This is a genomic window from [Mycoplasma] falconis (assembly GCF_006385795.1).
In the GTDB taxonomy this organism is placed as follows: domain Bacteria; phylum Bacillota_I; class Bacilli_A; order Mycoplasmatales; family Metamycoplasmataceae; genus Metamycoplasma; species Metamycoplasma falconis.
Genome location: NZ_VFSS01000002.1, coordinates 56,609 through 80,123 on the forward strand (window position 1 = coordinate 56,609; position 23,515 = coordinate 80,123).

18 protein-coding genes are annotated in these 23,515 nt (G+C 28.1%); 5 read left to right on the forward strand and 13 right to left on the reverse strand.

Annotated features, from left to right (window positions below):
* Position 1: 1 nt before the first annotated feature.
* Positions 2-706, forward strand: coding sequence for a ribonuclease HIII (locus FJO69_RS06650; RefSeq protein WP_140781126.1), 705 nt, complete (start codon positions 2-4; stop codon positions 704-706).
* Positions 707-744: 38 nt separating this feature from the next.
* On the opposite strand, the gene FJO69_RS06655 is transcribed toward FJO69_RS06650, so the two are convergent.
* Together FJO69_RS06655 and FJO69_RS06660 are read right to left on the reverse strand one after the other, a co-directional pair.
* Positions 745-2,358 carry an ABC-F family ATP-binding cassette domain-containing protein gene (locus tag FJO69_RS06655; protein WP_140781127.1) on the reverse strand — a complete coding sequence of 538 codons (1,614 nt, stop codon included), beginning with the start codon at positions 2,356-2,358 and terminating at the stop codon, positions 745-747.
* A gap of 113 nt (positions 2,359-2,471) precedes the next feature.
* Positions 2,472-3,002, reverse strand: a complete 531-nt coding sequence (locus FJO69_RS06660; protein ID WP_140781128.1) for a hypothetical protein — start codon at positions 3,000-3,002, stop codon at positions 2,472-2,474.
* Between the two features lie 75 nt (positions 3,003-3,077).
* Between FJO69_RS06660 and FJO69_RS06665 the strand changes: the two genes are divergently transcribed.
* On the forward strand, positions 3,078-4,736 hold the full coding sequence (locus tag FJO69_RS06665; protein ID WP_140781129.1) for a M28 family peptidase: 1,659 nt from the start codon (positions 3,078-3,080) through the stop codon (positions 4,734-4,736).
* 44 nt (positions 4,737-4,780) lie between these two features.
* Here FJO69_RS06665 and FJO69_RS00920 read toward each other — a convergent pair whose 3' ends face one another.
* The 11 genes from FJO69_RS00920 to FJO69_RS06695 form a co-directional block, all read right to left on the reverse strand.
* Positions 4,781-5,212 carry a 23S rRNA (pseudouridine(1915)-N(3))-methyltransferase RlmH gene (locus FJO69_RS00920; protein WP_140781130.1) on the reverse strand — a complete coding sequence of 144 codons (432 nt, stop codon included), beginning with the start codon at positions 5,210-5,212 and terminating at the stop codon, positions 4,781-4,783.
* Between the two features lie 2 nt (positions 5,213-5,214).
* Positions 5,215-7,047 carry a tRNA uridine-5-carboxymethylaminomethyl(34) synthesis enzyme MnmG gene (gene mnmG, locus FJO69_RS00925; protein ID WP_140781131.1) on the reverse strand — a complete coding sequence of 611 codons (1,833 nt, stop codon included), beginning with the start codon at positions 7,045-7,047 and terminating at the stop codon, positions 5,215-5,217.
* 31 nt (positions 7,048-7,078) lie between these two features.
* Positions 7,079-7,423 (reverse strand): 30S ribosome-binding factor RbfA, encoded by a 345-nt coding sequence (gene rbfA / locus FJO69_RS00930; protein WP_140781132.1) that lies wholly within the window; start codon positions 7,421-7,423, stop codon positions 7,079-7,081.
* Position 7,424: 1 nt separating this feature from the next.
* Positions 7,425-9,227, reverse strand: coding sequence for a translation initiation factor IF-2 (gene infB, locus FJO69_RS06670; RefSeq protein ID WP_140781133.1), 1,803 nt, complete (start codon positions 9,225-9,227; stop codon positions 7,425-7,427).
* Positions 9,209-9,490: a YlxR family protein gene (locus tag FJO69_RS00940; RefSeq protein ID WP_140781134.1), complete on the reverse strand. Its 282-nt coding sequence runs from the start codon at positions 9,488-9,490 to the stop codon at positions 9,209-9,211. Before FJO69_RS00940 ends, infB begins: the two co-directional genes overlap by 19 nt.
* Positions 9,474-11,063: a transcription termination factor NusA gene (gene nusA, locus FJO69_RS00945; protein WP_140781135.1), complete on the reverse strand. Its 1,590-nt coding sequence runs from the start codon at positions 11,061-11,063 to the stop codon at positions 9,474-9,476. The genes FJO69_RS00940 and nusA overlap by 17 nt, the downstream gene beginning before the upstream one ends.
* Before the next feature lie 136 nt (positions 11,064-11,199).
* On the reverse strand, positions 11,200-13,356 hold the full coding sequence (locus FJO69_RS06675) for a helix-hairpin-helix domain-containing protein (protein WP_140781136.1): 2,157 nt from the start codon (positions 13,354-13,356) through the stop codon (positions 11,200-11,202).
* Between the two features lie 2 nt (positions 13,357-13,358).
* A complete protein-coding gene (gene pip, locus FJO69_RS06680; RefSeq protein WP_211333778.1) occupies positions 13,359-14,300 on the reverse strand; it encodes a prolyl aminopeptidase in 942 nt (313 codons plus the stop codon).
* A gap of 15 nt (positions 14,301-14,315) precedes the next feature.
* Positions 14,316-16,490: an SGNH/GDSL hydrolase family protein gene (locus tag FJO69_RS06685; RefSeq protein WP_140781138.1), complete on the reverse strand. Its 2,175-nt coding sequence runs from the start codon at positions 16,488-16,490 to the stop codon at positions 14,316-14,318.
* 57 nt (positions 16,491-16,547) lie between these two features.
* Entirely contained in the window at positions 16,548-18,227 is a 1,680-nt protein-coding gene (locus FJO69_RS06690) for an MATE family efflux transporter (RefSeq protein WP_140781139.1), read from the reverse strand.
* Between the two features lie 13 nt (positions 18,228-18,240).
* Positions 18,241-19,005: a DUF2779 domain-containing protein gene (locus FJO69_RS06695; RefSeq protein ID WP_140781140.1), complete on the reverse strand. Its 765-nt coding sequence runs from the start codon at positions 19,003-19,005 to the stop codon at positions 18,241-18,243.
* Between the two features lie 198 nt (positions 19,006-19,203).
* On the opposite strand from FJO69_RS06695, the gene FJO69_RS00975 reads away from it, so the two are divergent.
* The 3 genes from FJO69_RS00975 (at position 19,204) to FJO69_RS06705 (ending at position 23,473) form a co-directional block, all read left to right on the forward strand.
* Positions 19,204-19,998, forward strand: coding sequence for a dimethylarginine dimethylaminohydrolase family protein (locus tag FJO69_RS00975; protein WP_140781141.1), 795 nt, complete (start codon positions 19,204-19,206; stop codon positions 19,996-19,998).
* A 138-nt stretch (positions 19,999-20,136) separates the two neighbouring features.
* Complete coding sequence (locus FJO69_RS06700) at positions 20,137-21,729, forward strand: hypothetical protein (protein WP_140781142.1); 1,593 nt, start codon at positions 20,137-20,139, stop codon at positions 21,727-21,729.
* A 160-nt stretch (positions 21,730-21,889) separates the two neighbouring features.
* Positions 21,890-23,473, forward strand: a complete 1,584-nt coding sequence (locus FJO69_RS06705) for a hypothetical protein (RefSeq protein ID WP_140781143.1) — start codon at positions 21,890-21,892, stop codon at positions 23,471-23,473.
* Positions 23,474-23,515: the final 42 nt, after the last annotated feature.

The window sequence follows — 23,515 nt, forward strand, 5'->3', positions numbered from 1 at the left end:
GATGACAAACATTGACTATGATTTATTAATTGGGGCAGACGAAACTGGTGTAGGTGATTACTTTACACCAATAGTATTTGTTGCTTGTTATGTACCTAAGGAAAACATAGAAAAAGTTAAAGAATTAGGTGTAAAAGATAGTAAAAAACTATCTGATATAAAAATAAAAGCAATATACCCCGAATTATTAAACTTAGTTAAATATAAAAAATCTATATTAACGCAAAAAGGTTACAACAAACTTATTGAATCTAAAATTAACAATAACGAAATAAAAACCCTATTGCATTTTCAAACAATTAATAGCTTACAAGATAAAGAAAACTTAAAAGGCTTAAACATCATTATTGATCAATATACTCAAAATGAAGGTATATTAGAAAAACATATTGTTAAATTATCGAATCTATTTGCAGAAAAGCATGGCTGATCCAAACCTTTATCTAATATTTATTTAGAAACTAAAGCCGAAGATAAATCAATAGCAGTTGCTTGTGCGTCGATTATTGCTCGTAAAATATTACTAGATTTAATAGGAAAACAAAACCATGAATGAAGTTTTGAATTTCCATTAGGAGCAAGCACTAAGGTTGACGAAGCAGCAGCAAAATTTATAAATAAATACGGTCTAGAAAAATTAAAGGATGTAGCTAAAATAAGTTTTAAAACTACTCAAAAAGCTAAATTATTATCAATGAAAAATTAAAAAGCTAGCAAATTATTAACGCTAGCTTTTTGTATATTTTAATATCCCATTGCTTCTTCGTATTCGTCAAGATTTCCGTAAAATAAGTAACTTTCTTTTGGTTTAATCTCTAAAATAACAGAAGCACATTCTTTTATCATTGCACGGTTGTAAGTTGTAAAAATTGCAGAACCTTTGTAATTTTTAATTGCTTCAATTAAGCTATCGATTGATTCAGAGTCTAAGTGATCTAATGGCTGGTCGAAAATTAAAAAGTTACTTTCTTCTAACATTAATTTTGACATCATTAATCTAACTTTTTCTCCACCACTAGTTACGCCAACTTTTTTAAATACACTATCATTTGAAAATAGCATTCTACCTAAAAATGAACGCATTCTTGAGTCTGAGTTATCTTTTGTTTCTTGGGTTGAATTATTTAGTGGTCATTTAGAAATTCATTCTAAAATAGTTTCTTCTTCTTGGAAGTATTCTAAATTATTATTTGGGAAGTAATTTGGTTTAATTGTAATTCCTCAATTAACTGTTCCAGAAGTTGGTGTTCTTTTCCCCATTAAAATCTCTAATAATCTTGTTTTAGCAATGTCGTCATTACCAATAATAACCATCTTATCGCCAGGTCTTAAAGTAAATGAAACGTTTTCAAATAAGGTGTCTCCAAATTCGTTTTTATAAGTTAGGTTTTCGACACTTAAAATTTGTTTACCAGGTTGACGATTTAATTCAAAATTAATATAAGGATATTTTCTTGAAGAAGGTTTAATTTCGTCAATAACTATTTTTTCTAATAGTTTTTTACGACTGGTTGCTTGTTTTGATTTAGAAGCATTAGCTGAAAAACGAGCTATGAACTCTTTTAATTTTTGAGCTTGTTCTTCTTTACGCATATTAGTTTTTTGTTGCATTTCAATTAACAATTGACTTGATTGTTTTCAAAAGCTATAGTTTCCAACGAATTGTTTAGCTTCTGAATAATCAATATCAATAATATGAGTACAAATGGCATCTAAAAAGTCACTGTCATGGGAAACAACAATAACAATATTAGGATAATCCATTAAAAAGTTTTCTAGTCATTTAATGGTTTTAAGATCTAAACGGTTAGTTGGTTCGTCCATGATTAAAATGTCAGGATTGCCAAATAAAGCTTTTGCTAAAAGAACTTTAACTTTTTCATTTGCTTTTAAATCTGACATTTTCATATTTCATTTGTCAGGTTCTAAGCCTAAATTAGATAATAAAATTCGTGCATCGTTTTCAGCATTTCAACCACCCATTTCACCAAATTTTTCTTCTAAATGGCTGGCTCTTTCATAATCTTCCATTGTTGCATCTGGGTTTTCATAAATTTTAGTTTTTTCTTGACTAATAGCGTAAAGTTCTTTATTACCCATAATAACAACGTCAGTAACGTTGTATTCATCAAACTCGTTTTGGTTTTGTGATAAAACACTCATTCTAGTGTTTTTTTCTTGTACAATTTGACCTTCTGAAGCTTCAATTTCGCCTGATAAAATTTTTAAAAATGTAGACTTACCAACTCCATTAGCCCCAATAATACCGTATACATTACCTGGTAAAAACTTTAAATTAACATTAGTAAATAACTTTTTATCTGGAAAAACCTTAGAAATTCCGCAAACATCTAACATATTAACCTCCAATAATTACATAAAATGTAATTATTATAACATAAGAGCGTTTAGCAATAAAAACCTCAATATAAAATAAAAAATTCTAGCTTGTTTTTAGCTAGAATTTCAAATTATTCTTCTGGGTTATAAACAATAAAATCCATTTGTTCATAGCCAACTCTTGTTAAACATTGAACCAAGTAATAAAGTTTGATTGTATTAGTATTTTCATCATAATAAAAAGTAATTAATAATTTATGCGTGCCTCTACAAAAACTCATGTCGGGTATTTCTAACATAAAATTATCAGTAAAAGATTTATATTTTAAAACTTCATCAGCTTCTTTTCAATTAGACCCATTAGGATCTATTTTAGTGCTTGTAAATTCCTTCGGTATTGAAGTAAATAATGTGTTTTTAACGTAATCTTTTTTATCTGATGATTGATCATATTTTTTAATTGCACTCGCAGTTGCAGATAAATATAAACCATCTTTAATATATTTAAGTTGTGTTGAACTTAATTGTGATTTTAGTTTACTTGGATCAAATGTACTACTTGGATTATTACTTGGTTTATCATTGTTGCAAGATACTGCTACAAGAGGGGTTGCAATCAAAGAAACAGGTATTAAAGAAAAAGCAATATTTTTTAATTTCATATCTGTATTGTAGCATCGTTTTATAATTTTTATGTAGACTTTGCTTATATGTCTATATAAAAGGAGTATTTTTAAATGAAAATTAAAACTAAGATTTTATCACTAGGTTTACTATCAACCTTTATTGCAGCTCCATTAGCTACTATATCATGTGGAGGAAATGAAATCGATAAATCTAAATTCGAAACTACTAAATTTTATGATGAATATATAGAAGGCAACCATGGTCGTCAAGCCGGAAACGTATACAACTTCGAAGGTGGATCAGCTAAAGGTTTAGAAGGTGTTGCACCATTAACCAAGGTTAAAGCAAGTCAATTAGTTGCTAAAAATCCTTTTGTAAAAGGACAAAAATTAGATGAAAAACAAGCTATTTATGGAAGCTACCACGCTTATAATTATTTATTAAATAAATTAGCTGAAATGGGATATACATCACATAATGAAGAAGATATTGAATACCCAGCTTTAACAGATGTTGAATTTCAAGAAGGCACAACTACAAGAACTAAAAATCAAGTTGCAGAAGTCAACAGACAGGTTCTTGTAGGTAGAGCTAAATACGTAACTATTGACACAGCTAAAACCGAAGATTACACTAACAAAATGAAACAAGATGGTTTCTTTACTCAAACTTTCTTGTTTGATACAAAAGATAGAGTAAACGCAGGACAATATTCTTACAATCAATTAGGACAAAATATTGTTGTAACTATTAACCCTTCTTCTGATTTGGTTAAAGATGAAAAAGAAATGAAAGATTACTTCATTGTTTCTCACTATGACTCAACATCAGAAGGACCTGAAAAAGCTTCTTGAGGAGCAACTGACAACGGTACATCTGTTGGTGTTAACTTAGCTTTACTAGATTACTTCTCAAAACCAGAAAATAGAAAACACTTAGGCGTTAGATTACACATTGTTTTTGCAGACGCAGAAGAATTAGGAGTTTTAGGAACACAAGCATTTGTAGAACAAATGTTTATTAAAGGCAGAGAAGAAGTTGAAGAAAATGGAACCAAAACAAACAAACTTGTTTACAATCCATTAAAAGAAACAACCTTAGCAATGATTAATATGGATACAATTGCTGGAGGAGATAGAGTTTACGTTCACTCAGCTAACTCAGATCCTTTCTTGGACGCAGTTGGAAACACCAGCACAAAAGTTAGAGATCAAATTTCAGGTTTAGCTAGTCAATTAGCTTTACAAAAAAATGACGTTGGCTATATGTTAGAAATTCACCCACAAGTTGAAGAAGGTGGATACCGTGCCGGAGAAACTGGTACTTGATCAGACCACGCTCCATTTGCTTTAAAAGTAGATGTTCCTATTGCTTACTTAGAATCAACTAACTTTTTTATTTGATCTAAAGAAAATGCTTTTGATGGATATAGTCAAACTGCTAATCCGCAAGCTTACATTTTACAAGATGGAACAGTTTTAGGTTACAACAAAGTCCAAAAGAACGGAACTGAATTAGAACTTTATGTTTTACCAGAAGGCAAAACAGTTGACGATTATTTAGTAAGTGGAAATATTTGACATAGCGACTTAGACAGACCTGACTGATTAAATAAAAATATTGGATCTAAAATTTACAAACAACTTAAAGTAGTTTACGATGTATTAATTTTATACTTCAATACAATGGCTACAAGACTTACAACAACCGGAGACCAACCTGATGGAAGCAAAAAGGTTATTGAAGATCGTTTACAATTAGTCATTTAATTAGCATAATAAAAACCGGAGTAGTAAAAACTCTGGTTTTTAAATTATTTATGATACTTAATATTATTTTTGATTGCCAATCCGCGATAAATTTGTTCTATTAACATAACTCTAAAAAGTTGATGTGGAAAAGTTAAATCACTAAAACATATTTTATTAGCAAAATAACTTTCATCAACGCCGTTGGAACCACCAATAACAAAAGTTATATTATCTTCAACAAACAAATCAGAAAAAGCTTCACTATTTATTTTTTTACCTCTTAAAGATAAATAAATAGCTTTTGAATTTTTAGGTATTTTTTCTAAAATAAGCTTTGTTTCTTTTTCAATTTTTAAATTAATATTATCGTTGACTACTTCTTTGATTTCAATTAGATTTATAGAAGCAAAAAAGCTAATTTTTTTAAGGTAAGAATCATATAAAATTTTGTATTCTTTGCTTAAAGATCCTACAGCTATAATATTTATTTTCATTATTATGATTTATGACGATTATTTAAATAAAACATCAACATTTGAATATCAGCAGGGTTTATTCCACTAATTCTTGAAGCTTGCCCAATGGTTGTTGGACGAATTTTAGAAAGCTTTTGTCTTGCCTCGGTTGCCAAGTTATCAACTAAGTTATAATCAATGTCTTCTGGTAATCTTAATTTTTCTAATCTAGCCATTTTTTCAGCCGCAGATTCTTGTTTTTTAAGATAACCGAATAATCTAACTTGAATTGTTAATTCATCGATGTAAGAGAAATCTTCTCCTAAAACATCAACTGGATCAACTTCAGGATTAGCTAAGAGTTTTAAGTAAGAAATACCATTTACAACATTATATTTTTCGCCTAAAAAACCTTTTGAAGAAACATATTTATCTTTCAATTCTTCAATTGTTTTTTGAATAAAAGCATATTTTTCTTTTGTTTTCTTTCATTGCTCTTCACTTATCATTTTGTTTTCGTAAGCATAATCATTTAAACGTTCATCAACATTATCGTTTCTTAATAATAAACGATATTCAGCTCTACTTGTCAACATACGATAAGGTTCGCTTGTGCCTTTGGTAACAATATCGTCAACTAAAACTCCGATATAACTATCACTTCTTTTTAGTTCCATTGCCGGCATACCGTCTAGTTTATTTGCAGCATTAATTCCGGCAACTAACCCTTGAGCTGCGGCTTCTTCATATCCACTAGTTCCATTAGGTTGTCCAGCACTAAAAAAGTTTTTTAGAGGCTTAGATTCTAGAGATTTATATAAATTTAAGGGATTAATTGCATCATATTCTATTGCATAACCATATTTTTGAACTCTTGCATTTTCTAAACCTGGTACAGATTTAATCATTTCATCTTGAACGTCTTCCGGCATTGAAGTTGAAAGACCATTGATATACATAATATCTCCACGGGATGTTTCAGGTTCAAAAAACACATGGTGAGTTTCTTTTTCTTGAAATCTAACAATTTTATCTTCAATACTTGGACAATATCTAGGACCTACGCCAATAATAATTCCTGAGTATAAAGAACTTTTATCTAAGTTTTTTAAAATTATTTCTTTTGTTTTAGGCGTTGTATGAGTTAGAAAACAACATGTTTGTTCATCTAGTTTAATATTAGATCTAGATGAAAAACTTAATTCGTTTTTTTCTAATTGTTCTTTTTTAACTTTTGAAAAATCAATACTATCAGTATAAATACGACAAGGAGTACCAGTTTTTAATCTAAAAATTTCAAAACCATATTTAGCTAAATTTTGAGATAAGGTTGAAGACGTTTTTTCTCCGTCTGGTCCATCATATTTAATTGATTGTCCCCGAAGAATTCTAGAATTCATGTAAACGCCAGTAGTCATAATAACTGCTCTGGCAGTTAAATCGCCGTGAGCTAAGGTTTTAACGCCTTTACATGTATCGCCTTCAACAATTAAATCACTAACTTCATCTTCAATTAAAGTTATATTAGGTTGTTGTTTTAAATCTTCCAAAATTATTTCTGAATATTTATCTTTATCAATTTGGGCTCTTAGAGATCAAACAGCAGGTCCTTTTGATGTATTTAACATCTTGATTTGGATCATAGCTTTATCAGCAAAAAGCCCTTGCACACCACCTAATGCATCAATTTCACGAGTTATAATACCTTTTGCAGAACCTCCAATAGAGGGGTTGCATGGCAACATCGCTACACGTTGTAGATTAAGGGTCACAAGGGCTACTTTGAATTTTCTTTTTGCTAATGCATATACTGCTTCAATCCCTGCATGTCCGCCGCCGATGACTATTGCGTCGTAATTAGGAATATTAGTCATATATTTTATTTATTATTCTTATATATTCAGTTTATTCTTTAGTTTCTTCATCTTCGATGTTGTGAAGAATTTTTTCAATTCTTTCAGCATTTGGTTCTACTGTATCAATGTAGAAAACTAATTCTGGAAGTTTTTTATATTTTCAAGTTTTAGCAACAACAGAACGTATAAATGGTGTCATTGATTCTAATTTTTCTAGATATCTTTTTTGTTCTTTGAATAAAGTTACATACACCTTTGCATGAGATCCATCGTTTGATAAAATAACGTCATTAATTGCAACGTTAGCTACATCAAAATCCTTTAGTTCATAAAAACTGTTACCAATTAATTCAAGTAATAATTGGGTTTTTCTTTCGTGATTAATTGTGTTCATACTATACTAATTCGTCCTCATAAAATTTTAGTTCGTCATCTACTTGTATTTTATCAAAATCTTTGATGTGGCAGCCGAAATCGTGACCCTTTTCAACCTCTTTAACATCGTTTTTACCCTTTTTCAACGAATCTAAAACGCCTTTATAAACTGACTTACCTTTTCTAAAAACTTCTACTTTTGCAAACTCTTTTGCAACTCCTTGAAGCATCATACAGCCGGCAATACTTCCTACTTTTGAGTAGAAAAATAGCTGTACTATTTGGGCTGTACCAATATGTTTTTCAACATAAACTGGTTCTTTCATAGTTTTAATTAAGGCTTCTAATTCTTCAACTATTTTATAAATAATATTGTGTTTTATAATCTTAACTTTTTTAGCTTCTGATAGTTTTTTCATCTCAGAACTTACTGAGTTATTGAAGACATAAATTCTTGCATTTGCAGTTTCAGCCAAAGTGACATCACCTTTCGTTACTTCGCCGGCTCTCGCTCTAATAACTTTAACGCTAACTTCATCATTTTTAACGTTTTGTACTGCTTTGGCAACTGCTTCTGCAACACCTTGAACGTCGGCTTTGATAATAACGTTAACAGTTTTTAAGCCATCATCGACTGAAAATAAAGCTCTTTCGTTTAAATCTTTTTGTTTATCTAAAAAGGCTTTTTCATCAGCTAATTTTTTAGCAAATTTTTCGTCGCTAATAGCAATAAATTTATCTCCTGATTGTGGGTTATTATTTAAACCACTGATAATACATGGAGTGCCAGGTAATACTTGATCTAATGGTTTACCATCAACGGAAGTTAATGATTTAATTTTTCCGTATTGAGAACCAGCAACGATAAAGTCTCTCGGTAAAAGTGTTCCGTTTTGAACAATAACTGTTGAAACAACACCTCTTCCTTTATCCACTCTTGATTCTATAACTGTTCCCATTGGATCACGGTGTAAGTTAGCTCTTAAATCTAACATTTCACCTTGTAGAAAAATAGCTTCTAATAAACCGTCAATGTTGGTTCCTTGTAAAGCTGATCCATAAATAAATTGTGTGTCTCCGCCTCATTCTTCACAAACAACATCGTGTTCACTTAATTGACTTTTTACTTTTTCTGGATCTGCACCTTGTTTATCCATTTTGTTAACGAAAACAATAATAGGAACATTAGCTGCTTTTGCATGATCAATAGCTTCTATTGTTTGAGGTTTAATACCATCGTCAGCAGCTACAACTAAAACAACAAGGTCAGTAACTTTTGCCCCTCTTGAACGCATTTCAGTAAACGCTTCATGACCCGGAGTATCTAGAAAAGTGATTTTATTTCCGTTATGTTCAACTTGGTAAGCCCCTGTATGTTGAGTAATACCTCCAAATTCAGTACCAATAACATTACTATTTCTAATTTTGTCAATCAAAGTAGTTTTACCATGGTCAACGTGTCCCATAATAGTAACGATTGGAGGTCTTTTAACAAGATCATTTGGATCTTCAATAATTTCTATTTTGTCAAATAAGTTTTGAGCGTCAACGCTTTCCTCTTTTTTAAAATCAATGTTGTAATTTAAACAAAGTTCAGCAATTTCTTCTTCACTTAAAGTTGTGTTTAAGTTTTTAGCTATTCCTTGTTTAAAATAAAACATAATAATATCAGAAACTGACTTTTTAATTTTATTGGCAAATTCTGAAATCGTTAATGGTCCAGTGAATGTGAATATACCATCTTGTAATTTAGTTTCAACAGTAATTAACTGTTCTTTAAGTTCTGCTACGTTAGATTTACGAACTATATTCTTTTTATTCATAATTTCACCTCTTCCTTTAAAGATTCATATATTTCTATATCAATATTTTGTCTAAAAGCACGATTTAATAATTTCTTTTTAAATAGGATTTCAATTTGTTCTTCATTATTTAAAACGTAAGCACCACGTCCTGGTAGTTTTAATTCTGGATCAAACTGAATTTGTCCTAATTTATTTTTAGTAAATCTTAATAATTGATTAATTGGATATATTTGTCCATCAACTATTGATTTACGGCTGTATTTTCTATCAGTCTTCGTCATCTAAATCACTTAGGTCAAGATCTGCTAAACCTGCTTTTAAATCTTTATCTTCGTGGAAATCTTTCATTTTAGTTGAAGTAATTTTTTCATAATCTTCTTCTGGTTCTTCTTTTTTAGGAGCTTCTAAAGTTGAATAAATGTCGTAATCTTCAACGGTGTCATTTAACTCTTCATTTAAATCGTTAATGTTCTTTTCAATTTCTTCATCGATAATATTTGAAAACATGTGTTTTTCAAAAACATCATCTGTAACTTGGGCTTTTTGTCTTAATTCGGCTAAGTCAGCATCAAATTCATCAATATCGATTGAACTTTCCAAAATGTTAAATTTATGGTTTGGTTTTTTAGGTTGATTGAAGTTTCTTTTAAAGTTGGATTGTAATCTTTTACCTTCTTCAAGTAAAATAGTTTCTTCTTGGGTAATATTACCGTTTTCAAAACTATATTTAATACCTTTTTCATCAGCTTGTTGTTGGCTTAAAATATCTAGTCTAGTTTTAGTTAATTCAGAAGCTAGGCTAACATTTTGTCCTTTTTTACCGATAGCTAAAGTATGTTGAGTGTTAGGGACAATAACCATAAATGATTTAAAACCTTCAACATTTGAAGTTAAAACAAGATCAATAACTTTAGCTGGGCTTAATGCGTTCATAATGAATTTATTTATATCTTCTTCATATGGAATAACATCGATTTTTTCGCCATTTAATTCTTTAGAAATAACATCAATTCTTTCTGATTTATCGCCGATAATAGCACCTAGTTCTTGCATACCTTCTGGAGCTAATTGGGTTTTTCTAATTGCTACTTTTGATCTTTCGCCAGCACGACGAGCTATTTTAACAATTTCAATATAACCAGCCGCAACCTCAGGAATATTTTTAGCAAATAATTTTTGTAATAATTTAGCTTCTACACTTGAAATCACAACAGGTGCATTTTTAGATTCTGATTTAACTTGTTCAATATAAGCATCGATCAATTGTCCTGGTGTTAAAGATTTCATTAATCTATTATTCATATATGCAGAAGGCATAAATGCTGATGTACCATCTTGTAATTCAAATAATAAGCCACCATTAGTTACTTTTTGGAATCTTGCTCTTACTACTTCACCAATTAATGAAGAATATTTATTAACAGTCTGTGATTTTTCTAATTCTTTTAATGATTGAGTAAAACCTGAAAGAATTTTTTGATAATCTTTTTTATTAAAGTTTTCTAAATCAACTTCTTCACTAAATGAATCTCCAACTTGAATATTAGGATCTACTAGACGAGCTCTTGAAAGTTCTACTTCTACTGCGGGAGCAAAATTATCTTTTTCTTCATCAGTAACGTTATCTTCTACAACTACTTTATTATGGTTAATAATTCTAAAAGTATTTTCTTCGTTACTAATAACAAATTCTAATTGTGCTTCTTCGTCATATTGACCTAAAATTACATTATTAACAGCTTGTTCAAAAAGTTCTAAAACTTGTTGACGATCTAGTTGCTTTAAATTTGACAAGTTATAAATTTGTTCGAAAATTTGTTGTGCTTTGTAATTTTGCAAACTTTTTGTACTCATTTTTTCTCCTTATTTTTATGCTTTTTATGTAAAAAGGGTGGGCTAAGCCCTCCCTTTTAATCTATTGATATAAAAAGTTCTTTAATTATAACTTATAAAAGCTTAATATAAAATGTTTTTATTAAATAATCTGAGATTATTCTCAAATTATTTTGCCTTGTATTCTTTCGCGTTGTTTATCAATGTCAATAATTTCTAATTTAACATTATCACCAACATTAACAACTTCTAATGGATGTTTAATATATTTACCATCTTTTTTCTTCATGTTAGTAATATGTACTAATGCCGCTTGTTTTAGTCCTATAAAGACAAACGCACCAAAATCGGTTATGTTTTGAACTTGACCTGTTAATACTTGTCCGGTTGCAATGTCATCTATTGTTAAAACTTTATCACTAATAATAAAACCGTCTTTATCATCTCTAATATCTTTTTCAGGAGCTATTAAAGAATCTAAAATAAGATCTATATCATATTTATTAATATCTAATTCTTGTGATAATTGTTCTCTATTAATTTTTTCAAGTTTTTCTTTGTCAATATTATTTAAATCAATTTTTAAATACTTAACAATTTGATCTGCTAAATCGTAACTTTCAGGGTGAATATTAGTTTTGTCATAAAAAACATTTGAATCATGAATTCTTAAAAAACCAACCGCTTGTTCATACGCTTTATCTCCAATTCCCTTAACTTTTTTAAGCTGTTTACGATTAGTAAACTTACCGTTTTCTTGACGATAAGCAACAATATTTTTAGCCATAGTTAAACTTAATCCAGAAATATAAGAAAGAATAATTGGTGTAGCAGAGTTTAAATCAACTCCGACTAAGTTAACTACTTTATTAACTTTAAATTCAAGTTGCTTAGCTAATTCTTTTTGGTTGACATCATGTTGATATTGACCCACTCCTAAAGATTTAGGATCTATTTTAATAAGTTCATTTAGAGGATCTTGAAATCTACGTCCGATGTTAATTGCTGATCTTTCTTCAACATGTAAATTAGGGAATTCTTCTTGAGCTAATTTAGAAGCTGAATAAACTGAAGCTCCGACTTCACTAACGATCGCATAACCAATTTTTTCATTTGGATGAGTTGATTTTCTATTATTAATAATTTTAGAAATAAAATTTTCTGTTTCACGGCTAGCTGTACCGTTTCCAATTACAATTAAATCGATTTTATATTTATTTAAAAATCCTTCAATTGTTTTATAAGCTTCGGTATAGTTTTCTTTACTGTGAGTATGAGGATAAATAATACCTTTTTCAATAAAGTTTCCGTTAGGATCTAAAATAGCTAATTTACATCCGTTAACAAAAGCGGGATCAATTGACATAATTCATTTATTTTTAGTTGCCGGTCATAAAAGCATTTGTTCTAAGTTTTCAGCAAAAACTTCAATCGCTTCTGCTTCGGCTTTTGTAAATAAATCAGTTTTTATTTCTCTAATTATTGAAGGATATAAAAGTCTTTCTAAAGCGTCTTCTAAGGCTTCATTAACAATTTTGGCTGTACGTTTATTTTTAAATAGTTTATTTTTTAGTTCATAAAAAATAGGTTCTTTTCTAAAGTCTAGATCGTAATTTAAAATTTTTAAATCCGAACCTCTATTTAAAGCTAATACTCTATGATTAGGAATTTTAGTGATTTTCTCTTCGTATTGATAATATTGTTTAAAAACTTCTTTTTCGTCTTCTGCACCTTTTTTAAGAGAAGAAATTACTTTACCGTATTTGATAATGTTATCTTTAATATATTCTCTTATTTGCGGTTGTTGACTTATTTCTTGAGCAATAATGTATTTTGCTTGTTCTAACACCTCTTCTAGTGTTTGTAATTTATCACTTAAATATTGTTTAGCATCAGCGATTGGATTATATTTTTCATCGGTATTATTTAAAATGTTTTTAGCAAGCGGTTCTAATCCCAAAGCAATAGCCTCAGAAGCTTTAGTTTTTTTACCAACTTTAAAGGGTTCATAAATATTTTCTACTTCTTGTTTAGTGATTGAATTTAAAATCTTATTTTTAAGTTCATCAGTCAAAAGTTTTTTCTCGGCTAAAACTTCTAAAATATAATCTTTTCTTTTAACTAATTCAACGTCATATTGATAATATTCATTAATTTTAGTAATTTGATCTTCATCGAGACCACCCGTAGCGTCTTTTCTATACCTTGAAATAAAAGGAATAGTAGCTCCTTCATTTAATAAAGATAAAACGGTTTCTACTTGATTTTCTTTTATGTTTAAACGTTTTGCAACTGTTTGAATTGAAGTATTCATATTTATTTCCTATCTTTCATATCTTCACAAGCGTCAACTAATGCTTCGGCTAATTTCGGTTCTTTAGCAGAATGTCCTGATTCAGCTATGAATCTTAATTCTGATTTAGGTAAATTTTTGTGTAATAAATAAGCTCCGATTGGACGGCAATCCATGTCATATTTACCATGAATAATAATGGTTTCAATGTTTTTTATTTTGTAAGTATTTTCTAAAATGTAATTATCGCTTGGTAAAAATGCATTATTGATAAAATAATGGTTTTCCAGTCTAGCTAATTCTAAATTAGCTTTACTATCAGCTAAGATTTCTTCAATAATTGGTAGTTTGTTTAAAGTAATTAAACCTAACTCTCATTTAGCACAATGATAAGCGGCTTTTTCAGCAATTTCTTTATTTTCAGAATTTAAATATTTAGTATAAGCTTTTAATAAATCGCTTCTTTCTTCTTGTGGAATAAAACCACTATATTCAGCGTATTCCTCAGGGAAATAATAAGAAGCTCCTTCTTGATATAGTCAGTCATTATCTTCTTTTCTAGCTAAAAAGATGCCTCTTAAAATCATTTTATTTACGGATTTAGGGTGCTTAATAGCATAAATAAGAGATAAAGTAGAACCTCATGAACCTCCAAATAGAATTCACTTATCAATGTTTAAGTGTTTTCTTAATTTCTCCATGTCTTCAACTAAATCTCAAGTAGTATTTTCTTTAACACAAGCAGAAGGTGTAGATTTACCGCAACCTCTTTGATCAAATAAAATAACACGGTAATATTTAGGATCAAAAAACTGACGATTAGAAGTGCTTATTCCGCCTCCGGGTCCGCCATGTACGAATAAAATGGGCACTCCGTTTGGATTACCAACTTCTTCATAATAAATATTATGTAAATCACTTACTTTTAAATAGCCACTGTTATATGGTTCTATTTCTGGATACATTGTCATATTAATCTCCTATTTTTTAATTCTTCTTTTAATGTTTAACAAGCCTAATAATAAACTTGCAAGTCTAATCGGTTGTTTAGATCACATATTTCTTCAAATTGTAAACATAAACTTATGATAAATTGGTCTAAATGGGAATAATAAGTAAAATCACATATTATTCTTAAAATTAGCTAAAGAATCGTAATCTAAACTAATTAATAAGCTATAAAAAGTATTAATTACGTATTTTTTAAATTTAGGATCATTTATAGTTTTAAAAAATTTGTCTTGTCATTTATTAAGTTTAATTCAAGTTCAGTAGTTTAATTTTTTATAACTTCTTTTAAGCACTTCTAAAATTAATTCTGAAAATTCTTTGTAATTATTACTGTAATTGTTATTTAAAAAAACAAAGAAATCGTCAAATAGCTTTTTAATCATAATTTCATTATCTTTTAAAAAGTTTTTAACTAATTGACCTAAAGTTTTAAAATATTTAGCTTTTTTAATATAAGCTTCTATCATGCAAAATAGTAGCTTAATATTATTTGCCATGTTTTTGTCGTAAGTAGCTGCTTTTAACAATTCATTAATAAAATTACTTTGGGTTTTAATCGTGATATGTTCGTCGATATCTTGACAAAAACCTAAAATTACTTTATGGATGTTTTCCTTATTAGAATCTATTGAATCTAAAATTTTTAATCCTAAACTATAAATAGCTTCTCGATTAATTTTATAAGCTTGATTAATAAATTTAGAAAAGCTATATCTCGGATTAATGCGATATATCGTTTCACTATTAGTAATAATGGCAATTATTTCTTTGCTTTTTAGCATTACATTTAAAATATTTAAAATAAACTCGTCGCTTATTACTTCATCTTTAATTGATTTTCAGGCATTAGAATCGTTTGTTAAGAAATTTAAAAAGATTCCAATATACTCTAAAAATAAGGTTGTTAACGATGTATAGTTTTCCCTAGAAACGATTATTCTATTAGGATTTTCTTCACATTCTTCCACTAAGTTATTAATTTCACGTTTTAATAAAGTAAAATATGGGTTTTGAACATTATTACTTGCTTCTGATCATGATCTTAAAATATAAATAATTTTGTTAAGTCTTTTTTCGATTTGAGTTACCTTTGGTAAATCAAAAGTAATCTTATTCCACATTTTAATATCACGATTAAGATTAAAACTTGAAATATGTTTTATATATTTATTGGGTTTATCATTAAACAAAATATTATTATCTAAACAGTGTAAAAATAATCTTCTAGCGATTTCTTGATAGCCTATTTCGGTCGGATGAACATCTAAAATGTTTTCATAAAGTTTGTAAACTTTTTTACGTCATTCTTTATAGTAAAAAACTTTTAAATAACTTGTATTATCATCAAAAGTTGCAATTTCTTCATAAGTCTTATTTAACGCTCTATTAATATTTCTAAATAAGTCATTAAAAACTGCTGGGTTTATTTTTTTCAAATTATTTTCATAACGAGCAGTGATGCCAAAAAACGGTGGAGTATATGAAGAAACAATAATTTTGCAATTAGGATTTATTTGTCTTATTTTAGAAAGCATTTCTTTATACTGTTTGCTTATATTTTCACTTACTTGATTAACAATGTTAAATAATTGTTCTTTTACTTTAATTAGCTGATAATAGTTTTTCTCAGTAAACATATTTTTGATTTTAGCAAAAGGTAATGAAGATTGAAATTCATTCCCACCCAATTGGCAATAAATAACATCGGCTTTAGAAATAATATTTTTAATATTTTTAGAATAAATATTAAAGTTTTCTTTTTCACTTATTCTAGGCTCATAATTTCAAATATCTTCTTGTAAATGAATATTAGACAAAGCTTCAGTTATTTTATTCATTTTAACGACATTAATTAATCCTTCGTCGTAATTACCGTCTATTAAATTAATTACATCAATAACCCTTAACACTGATTGAGCCGTATTTATATAATTAAAATTGTTAAAAAAATCTTGATATTCAGGTTCTTTATTCGCTAAATCTTTTAAAAAAACAGTCAAATAATCACCAGCTGCATAGCCGATTTTTCAATCGTTATTTTTTTTATAACCACAAAGTCCACAACCCACTTTTGAGTTAAAACCTTGGGCTATAGAATCGCCAATAACTACAAAATTAAATTCTTTTTTACCACTTGAATTCATGATTTATTAATTATACTTTTTATTTTTAACTTTTTAAAGTTAAAAAACAAGCCGACATTAATTTATGGCTTGTTCGTTATTAGTATGAATTGAGCAATTATTAGCAGCTGCAACTGCCGGCAATTCTCCATCTATTTCACCGTCTACTTTAACAGTAACATTTTTTAATCAATTAGTTTTTCAAGCTACTATTTCAAAAATACCTCAACGAATTAAATCAATTGAATAGAATAAGAAATAAGCTAATTCTAACGGAATAAAAGTATCTTGGGCTTTTAATGGTCTTACAATTCCGAAAACAATAATAATTAATCAAATAAATGATAATCATTGAACGCTTAACATTGTTACAGACGCGATATTATTTCTTCCTCCGGCCCTTGGTAAAGCGGCAGAAGTGTAAAATCAACATCAAACTGGATTAAATAATATAAATGTTCCACAGCATAATAAAAACACTCTTCTAAATTCGTTTGAAGCCGCCAATCTAGCCGCTGCTATAAGTTCTTTATTATCTGCATTACTTGATAATCCTAAATAATTTTTAATAGAACTTATTTCACTTGAATTATTTTTAATAAGTTCGTTAATTTTATTTTCAACTCCGTCTTCTAAACCTTTGGTTGTTGAACCAGAATAAGCAATTCCGAAAACAACTCCAATCATAATAACTGACATCATAGCTCCGGCTAAAGCATGAAAACCTCTTAATGAATAAGCGTGTTGTTCGGCTTCTTCAAATCTATTTTCTCCTAAACGAGTTGCAACAAAATAAGAAACGTTACTCGAACATACTGATGTAACCGCCGAAGCTATTGAAGATAAACTTTCAACTAAACCTAAAACAGTAACACCGTTAATATCCATTCAAGGTTGACCAATTCCTGAACCTTCGGCTGCACCGGGATATGCTCTTGTTCAAATCATCATTCTTAAAGGAATTGTAATCATTCCTAAAATAGTTATGCCCATAGCTGGTAAACGTTTTAATATTTGTTTTGCTATTGGTTTTTTAATATAGTAAATTCTAAATAAGTCGATATAAATTGGTCTATCTTTTCAATAAGTTAATATTTGGTCGCTCGTTAAACAAACTAAAGCTCCAATAATCGAACCAAAAGCAGCTGCATGAGGTGGCATTTTAAATACATATAAACAAATCGCATTAATTACGCCGTTAACAACAACTGTTGCAGTTGCTGAAACCATGGCTAAATTAGAATGTCCGGTTTCATTTAATTGCATGTTAGTATTAAAGTTAAATGAAGTAATAGCTCATGAAATAGCAATTAAAGTTAAGTATTTAGAAGCTTCAATTCTAGTACTATCTTCAATTCCAGAAGTGGCTACTAAATTAATCATTTGTGGTCCAACCGTTCATGCAGGTATAGCAAAAAACATCACGATAATCATATACATTCAGATCCGAATGTTCATTATCTGGTTAACTTTATCGTAATCCTTCCGACCATAATATTGACCGACAAACATAGCGGCTATTCCTTGAATTGCAAAGAATATTGTATACATAATTCCGGTATAAGTATTAGCATAAGTTAAAGCATCTATACCGCCGGCAGATTGACTAACCATAAAGTTATCTAAAAAGCCGTTTAAACAAAATAAAATTTCTCCAATAATGATAGGAAGAGTTTTAATGAAATAAAGTTTTCAATCAGCTTTTGTTTTCGGTAGTAAACGTTTAAAATAATGCGTTTTTTTCACGCCTGATTTCATATCTCCTCCTTATCTATAAAGTTCAAATTTTTTCTTTAAGTTCTTTAATAGTTAAATTTTCATCAATATTTAAATTTCTTAGTTGTTTCATCAATTCTCGTTTGTAAAAAATTTCTTTTAAAAACTGATCTGTTTCTTCTGGGTGTTCGACGATTCAAATCATTTTTAAAACGTCGTCCTTAGAATATCTTGAAAGTTCTCTTAACAACATTTTTTTGTCAAGATTTAATAAGTATTTTTTTCTTTTGTCATTACTTCTTAATTTGGGTATAGCTTTTGTATAAAGTCAATATCCAACAAATGAAGCAATAGCCCCATTTCTATCAGCTAATGCAATATTTAAAAAAGTATTATTAAAACCTGTAATACTTTTTTTAGTTTTAACAAAATAAGGTTCATTGAAAATCTTTCCAGTTAATTTAGAAAGAGAAACGGTTGTAGCGGTAATAAGTGGTTCAACCTTGTTTTCAGGAAAAAGTTTTTTCAAACAATTATGTTCTAAAACTGGATTATGACCTACAAAAACAACATTTTTCATTTCGATGTATTTGTTAATAGTTTTTATATCGTTAATTATTTTCTTTTTTAAAATATTTCAAATACCACTTAAAATGTGATGTTTTGAAAAGTCAACAATAAAAGTTTTTACTTTAAATTGATTTTTGTCACTTAAAAGACCAAGCGTATAAGCATAGGGTGTGCCACTTGGTATATTAAGTAATTTAGCAAAGGGATTTGTAATAGCCTCAAAATCAATAAAAACTTTCTCAATTTTCATAATATTAAATTATACCTTTAAAAACTAAAAATAACTGTTGGTGTTATTTAGTGATATAAAATTTTAAATTAAAAATTTAATTTGCTACGTTTTTTGTTTTTATTTTTGATTAGCAAAACTTCTTTATTTCTATTAACTATAATTAAATGTGGGGGATATATTTATACCCTCAAAGATAAAGATTTAAGGAGATTATTAATGTCAGAAATGAAAAACAAATTTCACAACGTTATTGTGAAAACCCCAGCAGCATCAATGGTTAATGGAATTACATCAGCACCAGAATTAGGAAAACCTATTTACGAAAAAGCTTTAGAACAACACGCTAAATACATCGAAGCTTTAAAATCATGTGGCGTAGAAGTTACAGTTTGCCCTAAAAACGAAGACTTCCCAGACTCATGTTTCGTAGAAGATAGTGCCGTTATTGTAACCGGTGAAATAGCTATCTTATCAAATCCAGGAGCATGTAGTAGAAATGCAGAAAAATTTGAAATGCTTCCTTACCTACAAAAATTCTTTGATGAAAAACACATTTTCAAAATTGAGAAACCAGGTACACTAGACGGCGGAGATGTTATGATGGTAGGAGATACCTACTACGTTGGTATGTCAGAAAGAACTAACCGTGAAGGTATTAGACAATTTCACAACATTTTAGCCAGCGTAGGCAAAAAATGCATTCCAGTACCAATGACCGAAATGTTACACTTAAAAACAGGAGTTAACTATTTAGAACACAACAACTTATTAATTTCAGGAGAATTTTTAAACTATCCAACATTTAAAGATTTTAATCAAATTGTAGTTGATCCTTCAGAAGGATATGCGGCTAACTGTATTTGAGTAAATGAAACAGTTATCGTTCCCGAAGGATATCCAAATGTTCTAAAAGCTGTACAAGATTTAGGTATTTACCGTGTTATTACTTGCGACACCTCAGAATACAAAAAACTTGATGGTGGATTAAGCTGTTTATCATTAAGATTTTAATTATCGAAACAAAAAAACTAGCAACTTCGGCTTGCTAGTTTTAATTTTTGTCAAAATCTAACTTATTTTGTGTAATTTTTTGCTTTTTACACAATAAATACTGAAACTGGTTTTAAGATTATTATATAAGAGGGTTATATGTTTAAGAAAAATAAGGGTTTACTCATCGGTATATTAGCAACAATTACTTCTATTTCAACTTTATTTCCGTTAATTAAAAAACAAATTGCTATTGACGAGCCTAAAAATAATAATGATTTAGTTGATGAAAATCAAAAAATAGTGGATATTGTAAATGAAATCATCAATAACTATGACACAAAAGATTTTCCAAATATTATAAAAGATAAAGAAGAATTAGAAGAATTAATAAAAGAAGGCGATAAAAATAAAATTGAGGACAAAGTTAAAGAATTAAAAGAAAAAATCGAAAACTTTGTTGATGACTTTAATAAAAAATCCGAAGACCTTGCAATAAACTTTTTTGAAGGTTATAAAAATATTGATCTTTATAACAATGAGCTAGCTAATAACGATTTAAGAAATTCTTCTTTTCTGAAAAACGATTTATTAGGCTGAAACGTTAACGATAAAATAAGAGAAGAAATAATTAACGCTTCTTTAAAATATTTCACAAGCGAAACCCAAGAAGAAACTATAAAAGTAAAAACCGAAGAAGAATTTAATAAGTTAATTAATGAGGCTTATAAGATTGATTTAGATAATTGAAAAAACCCTAAGATACCTAATATTTCTAAACAAAAAATAGAAGATAAATATTTATCTGTTATTTTTGAAACTTCCAGAGTTTTAAGAAAACATATATTGGAAAATTTTAGAGAAGGTGTTAAATTTATTTCCGAATCTCGTTTCGTTTTGCCTAATAACATTTGGTTTCAAATGATGAATAAAACTTTCGGTTATTTTGCTTTAAATAATAAACAAGCCAAAGAATATAGTCTTGAATATATAAATAGTTTGAAATTAGATGATTACAATGCTAAAAATGGTTGAGTAATACCTAACGACAAAGATTTATTTACACCTAACGAAAATTACATGTTATATTATTCTGATTTTTGACCTGTTTGATCTCTTAACAAAGAAAAAGGTTTATATTGATCTTTATATCCTTATTTTGCTTATGCATACTTATATAACGATATATTAGATGCTGAAAATACAATTTTGCAACCGGATCAAGAAATGAATTATTTTGAATTTGTAAAAAATAACGAAGATAAATTTGTATATAACAAAGAATTATTATTAGAAGATTTTTTAAGCAGAGAATCATATGATTGATATCTTGAAACAAAACAAAATTGATTTGATAATCCTGCTAAACTTGAAGAATTATTGGAAAATAAGAAATTAGAATTTTCATTTAATGTTTTCGAAGTAATTAATTTAAATTGAATACCTTATACTCCAAAACAAAAAGAGGTAATTAGACATCAAAACATTTCTGTATTAAATTACAAATATTTCGAAGAAGCAGTTTCTTTATTTGATGAAATAATAAGAAATAAAGTTTTAGAATTAAAAGAAAAATTAAAATCTAAGAAAATTGAGTTAGAAAAAGATGAACTTCAAAATCAAGAAATAATAGATAAAATAAATAAATTATTAGTTTTTCCAGAATATGATCAAATTCAAGAAACATTGATGAAAAAATACGATATGTTTAAAGATGGTTTTATAAATAAAGCAGAAGAAATATTAAAATAATTATTTAAAATGGTTTGTTTAATTATTTGATGAGGTTTTATATTTAAAACATCATAGACATTTAAGTTCCTATCATTAGGAACTTTTTTGTTTAATTATTTTGTTTTTATGCCCTAAATAGTAAAACTGGTTTTAAGATTATTATATATAAGAAGGTTTTATGCAAAAAAGAAAGAACAAAGGATTATTACTCGGAATATTAGCAACAATTACTTCTATTTCAACTTTATTTCCTTTGATAAAACAACAAGTAGTTAATGATCCTGCTAACGATATTAAAAAGATAATAAATATAGCAAACGACATTATTAATAACTATGACATTTCTGAATTTCCAGATATTATAAAAAATAAAGAAGAACTAGAAGATTTAATAGAAGATTACAAAAATAATGAATACAAAATTTTAGATAAAACAAAAGAATTAAAAGACTCAATTAACGATTTTGTCAATAAATTTAACAAAGAAATTGAAAATCTTACAATTAACTTTTTCGAAGGTTATAAAAATATTGAACTTTATAACAATAAATATGCTAATCAAGATATAAAAAATTCTTCATTTTTGGAAAATCATTTACTAGGGTGAGATGTCAATAACAAAATAAAAGACGAAATAATAAAGGCATCTGAAAAATATTTTGAAACAGCAACTCAAAAAGAAACAATAAAAGCAAAAACAGAACAAGTGTTTGATAATCTTGTCAACCAAGCTTATAAAATTAATTTAGAAGATTGAAATAAACCCAATGTACATAAGCTTTCTAAAAAGGAAATTGAAAATAAATATTTATCTGTTATTTATGAAACATCAAGAGTTTTAAGAAAATATTTATTGAATAGCTTAAAAGAAGGCGCTAAATTTATTTCTGAATCAAGATTTGTATTACCTAATAATGTTTGATTTCAAATGATGAATAAAACTTTTGGTTATTTTGCCTTAAATGGTGAAGAAGCAGAAAATTACGGGCTTAAATATATAAACGATTTAAAACTAGAAGATTATAATGAAGAAAACGGTTGAGTAATACCAGATGATAAACACTTATTTATACCTAATAGTAATTACATGCAATATTATTCTGACTTATGACCTTATTATTTTATGAATAGTGAGCAAGATTTATATTGATCTATTTATCCTTATTTTGCTTATGCATATTTACACGACGATATTTTAGATGTAAATAATACAGCATTAGAAGATGAACCTGATGATTACTTTATATTTTCTAAATTTGGCAAAATAAAAAGCATTTACGATAAAGATATTTATCTTGATGATTTCTTAAATAATCAAGCTAATCAAATTTACTTACAAAGTAAACACGATTGATTTAACAATGAACCGTTTTGAACAAGTTCTCAATGAACGTATAATGATTTAAACTTTTCTTTTAATATTTTTCAGGTTTTATATATAAACGCAACCATAGGATATTCAATCGAACAAATTCAAATGCTAAAACATAAAAATATTTCTATTTTAAATTACAAATATTTCGAAAATGCTGTTTCCTTATTTGATGAAATAATTAAAAATAAAGTTTTAAAACTAAAAGAGAAATTAAAATCTAAAAAGCTTGAATTAGAAACAGATGAACCCCAAGATCAAGAAATAATAACTAATATAAACAAATTATTAGCTTTTCCAGAATATAACCAAGTCCAAGAAACATTGATGAAAAAATATGAAATGTTTAAAGATGGTTTTATAAGTAAGGCAGAAGAAATTTTAAAATAAATATTTAAAAAACAACCGGTCGCTTTCTTTGCCGATTGTTTT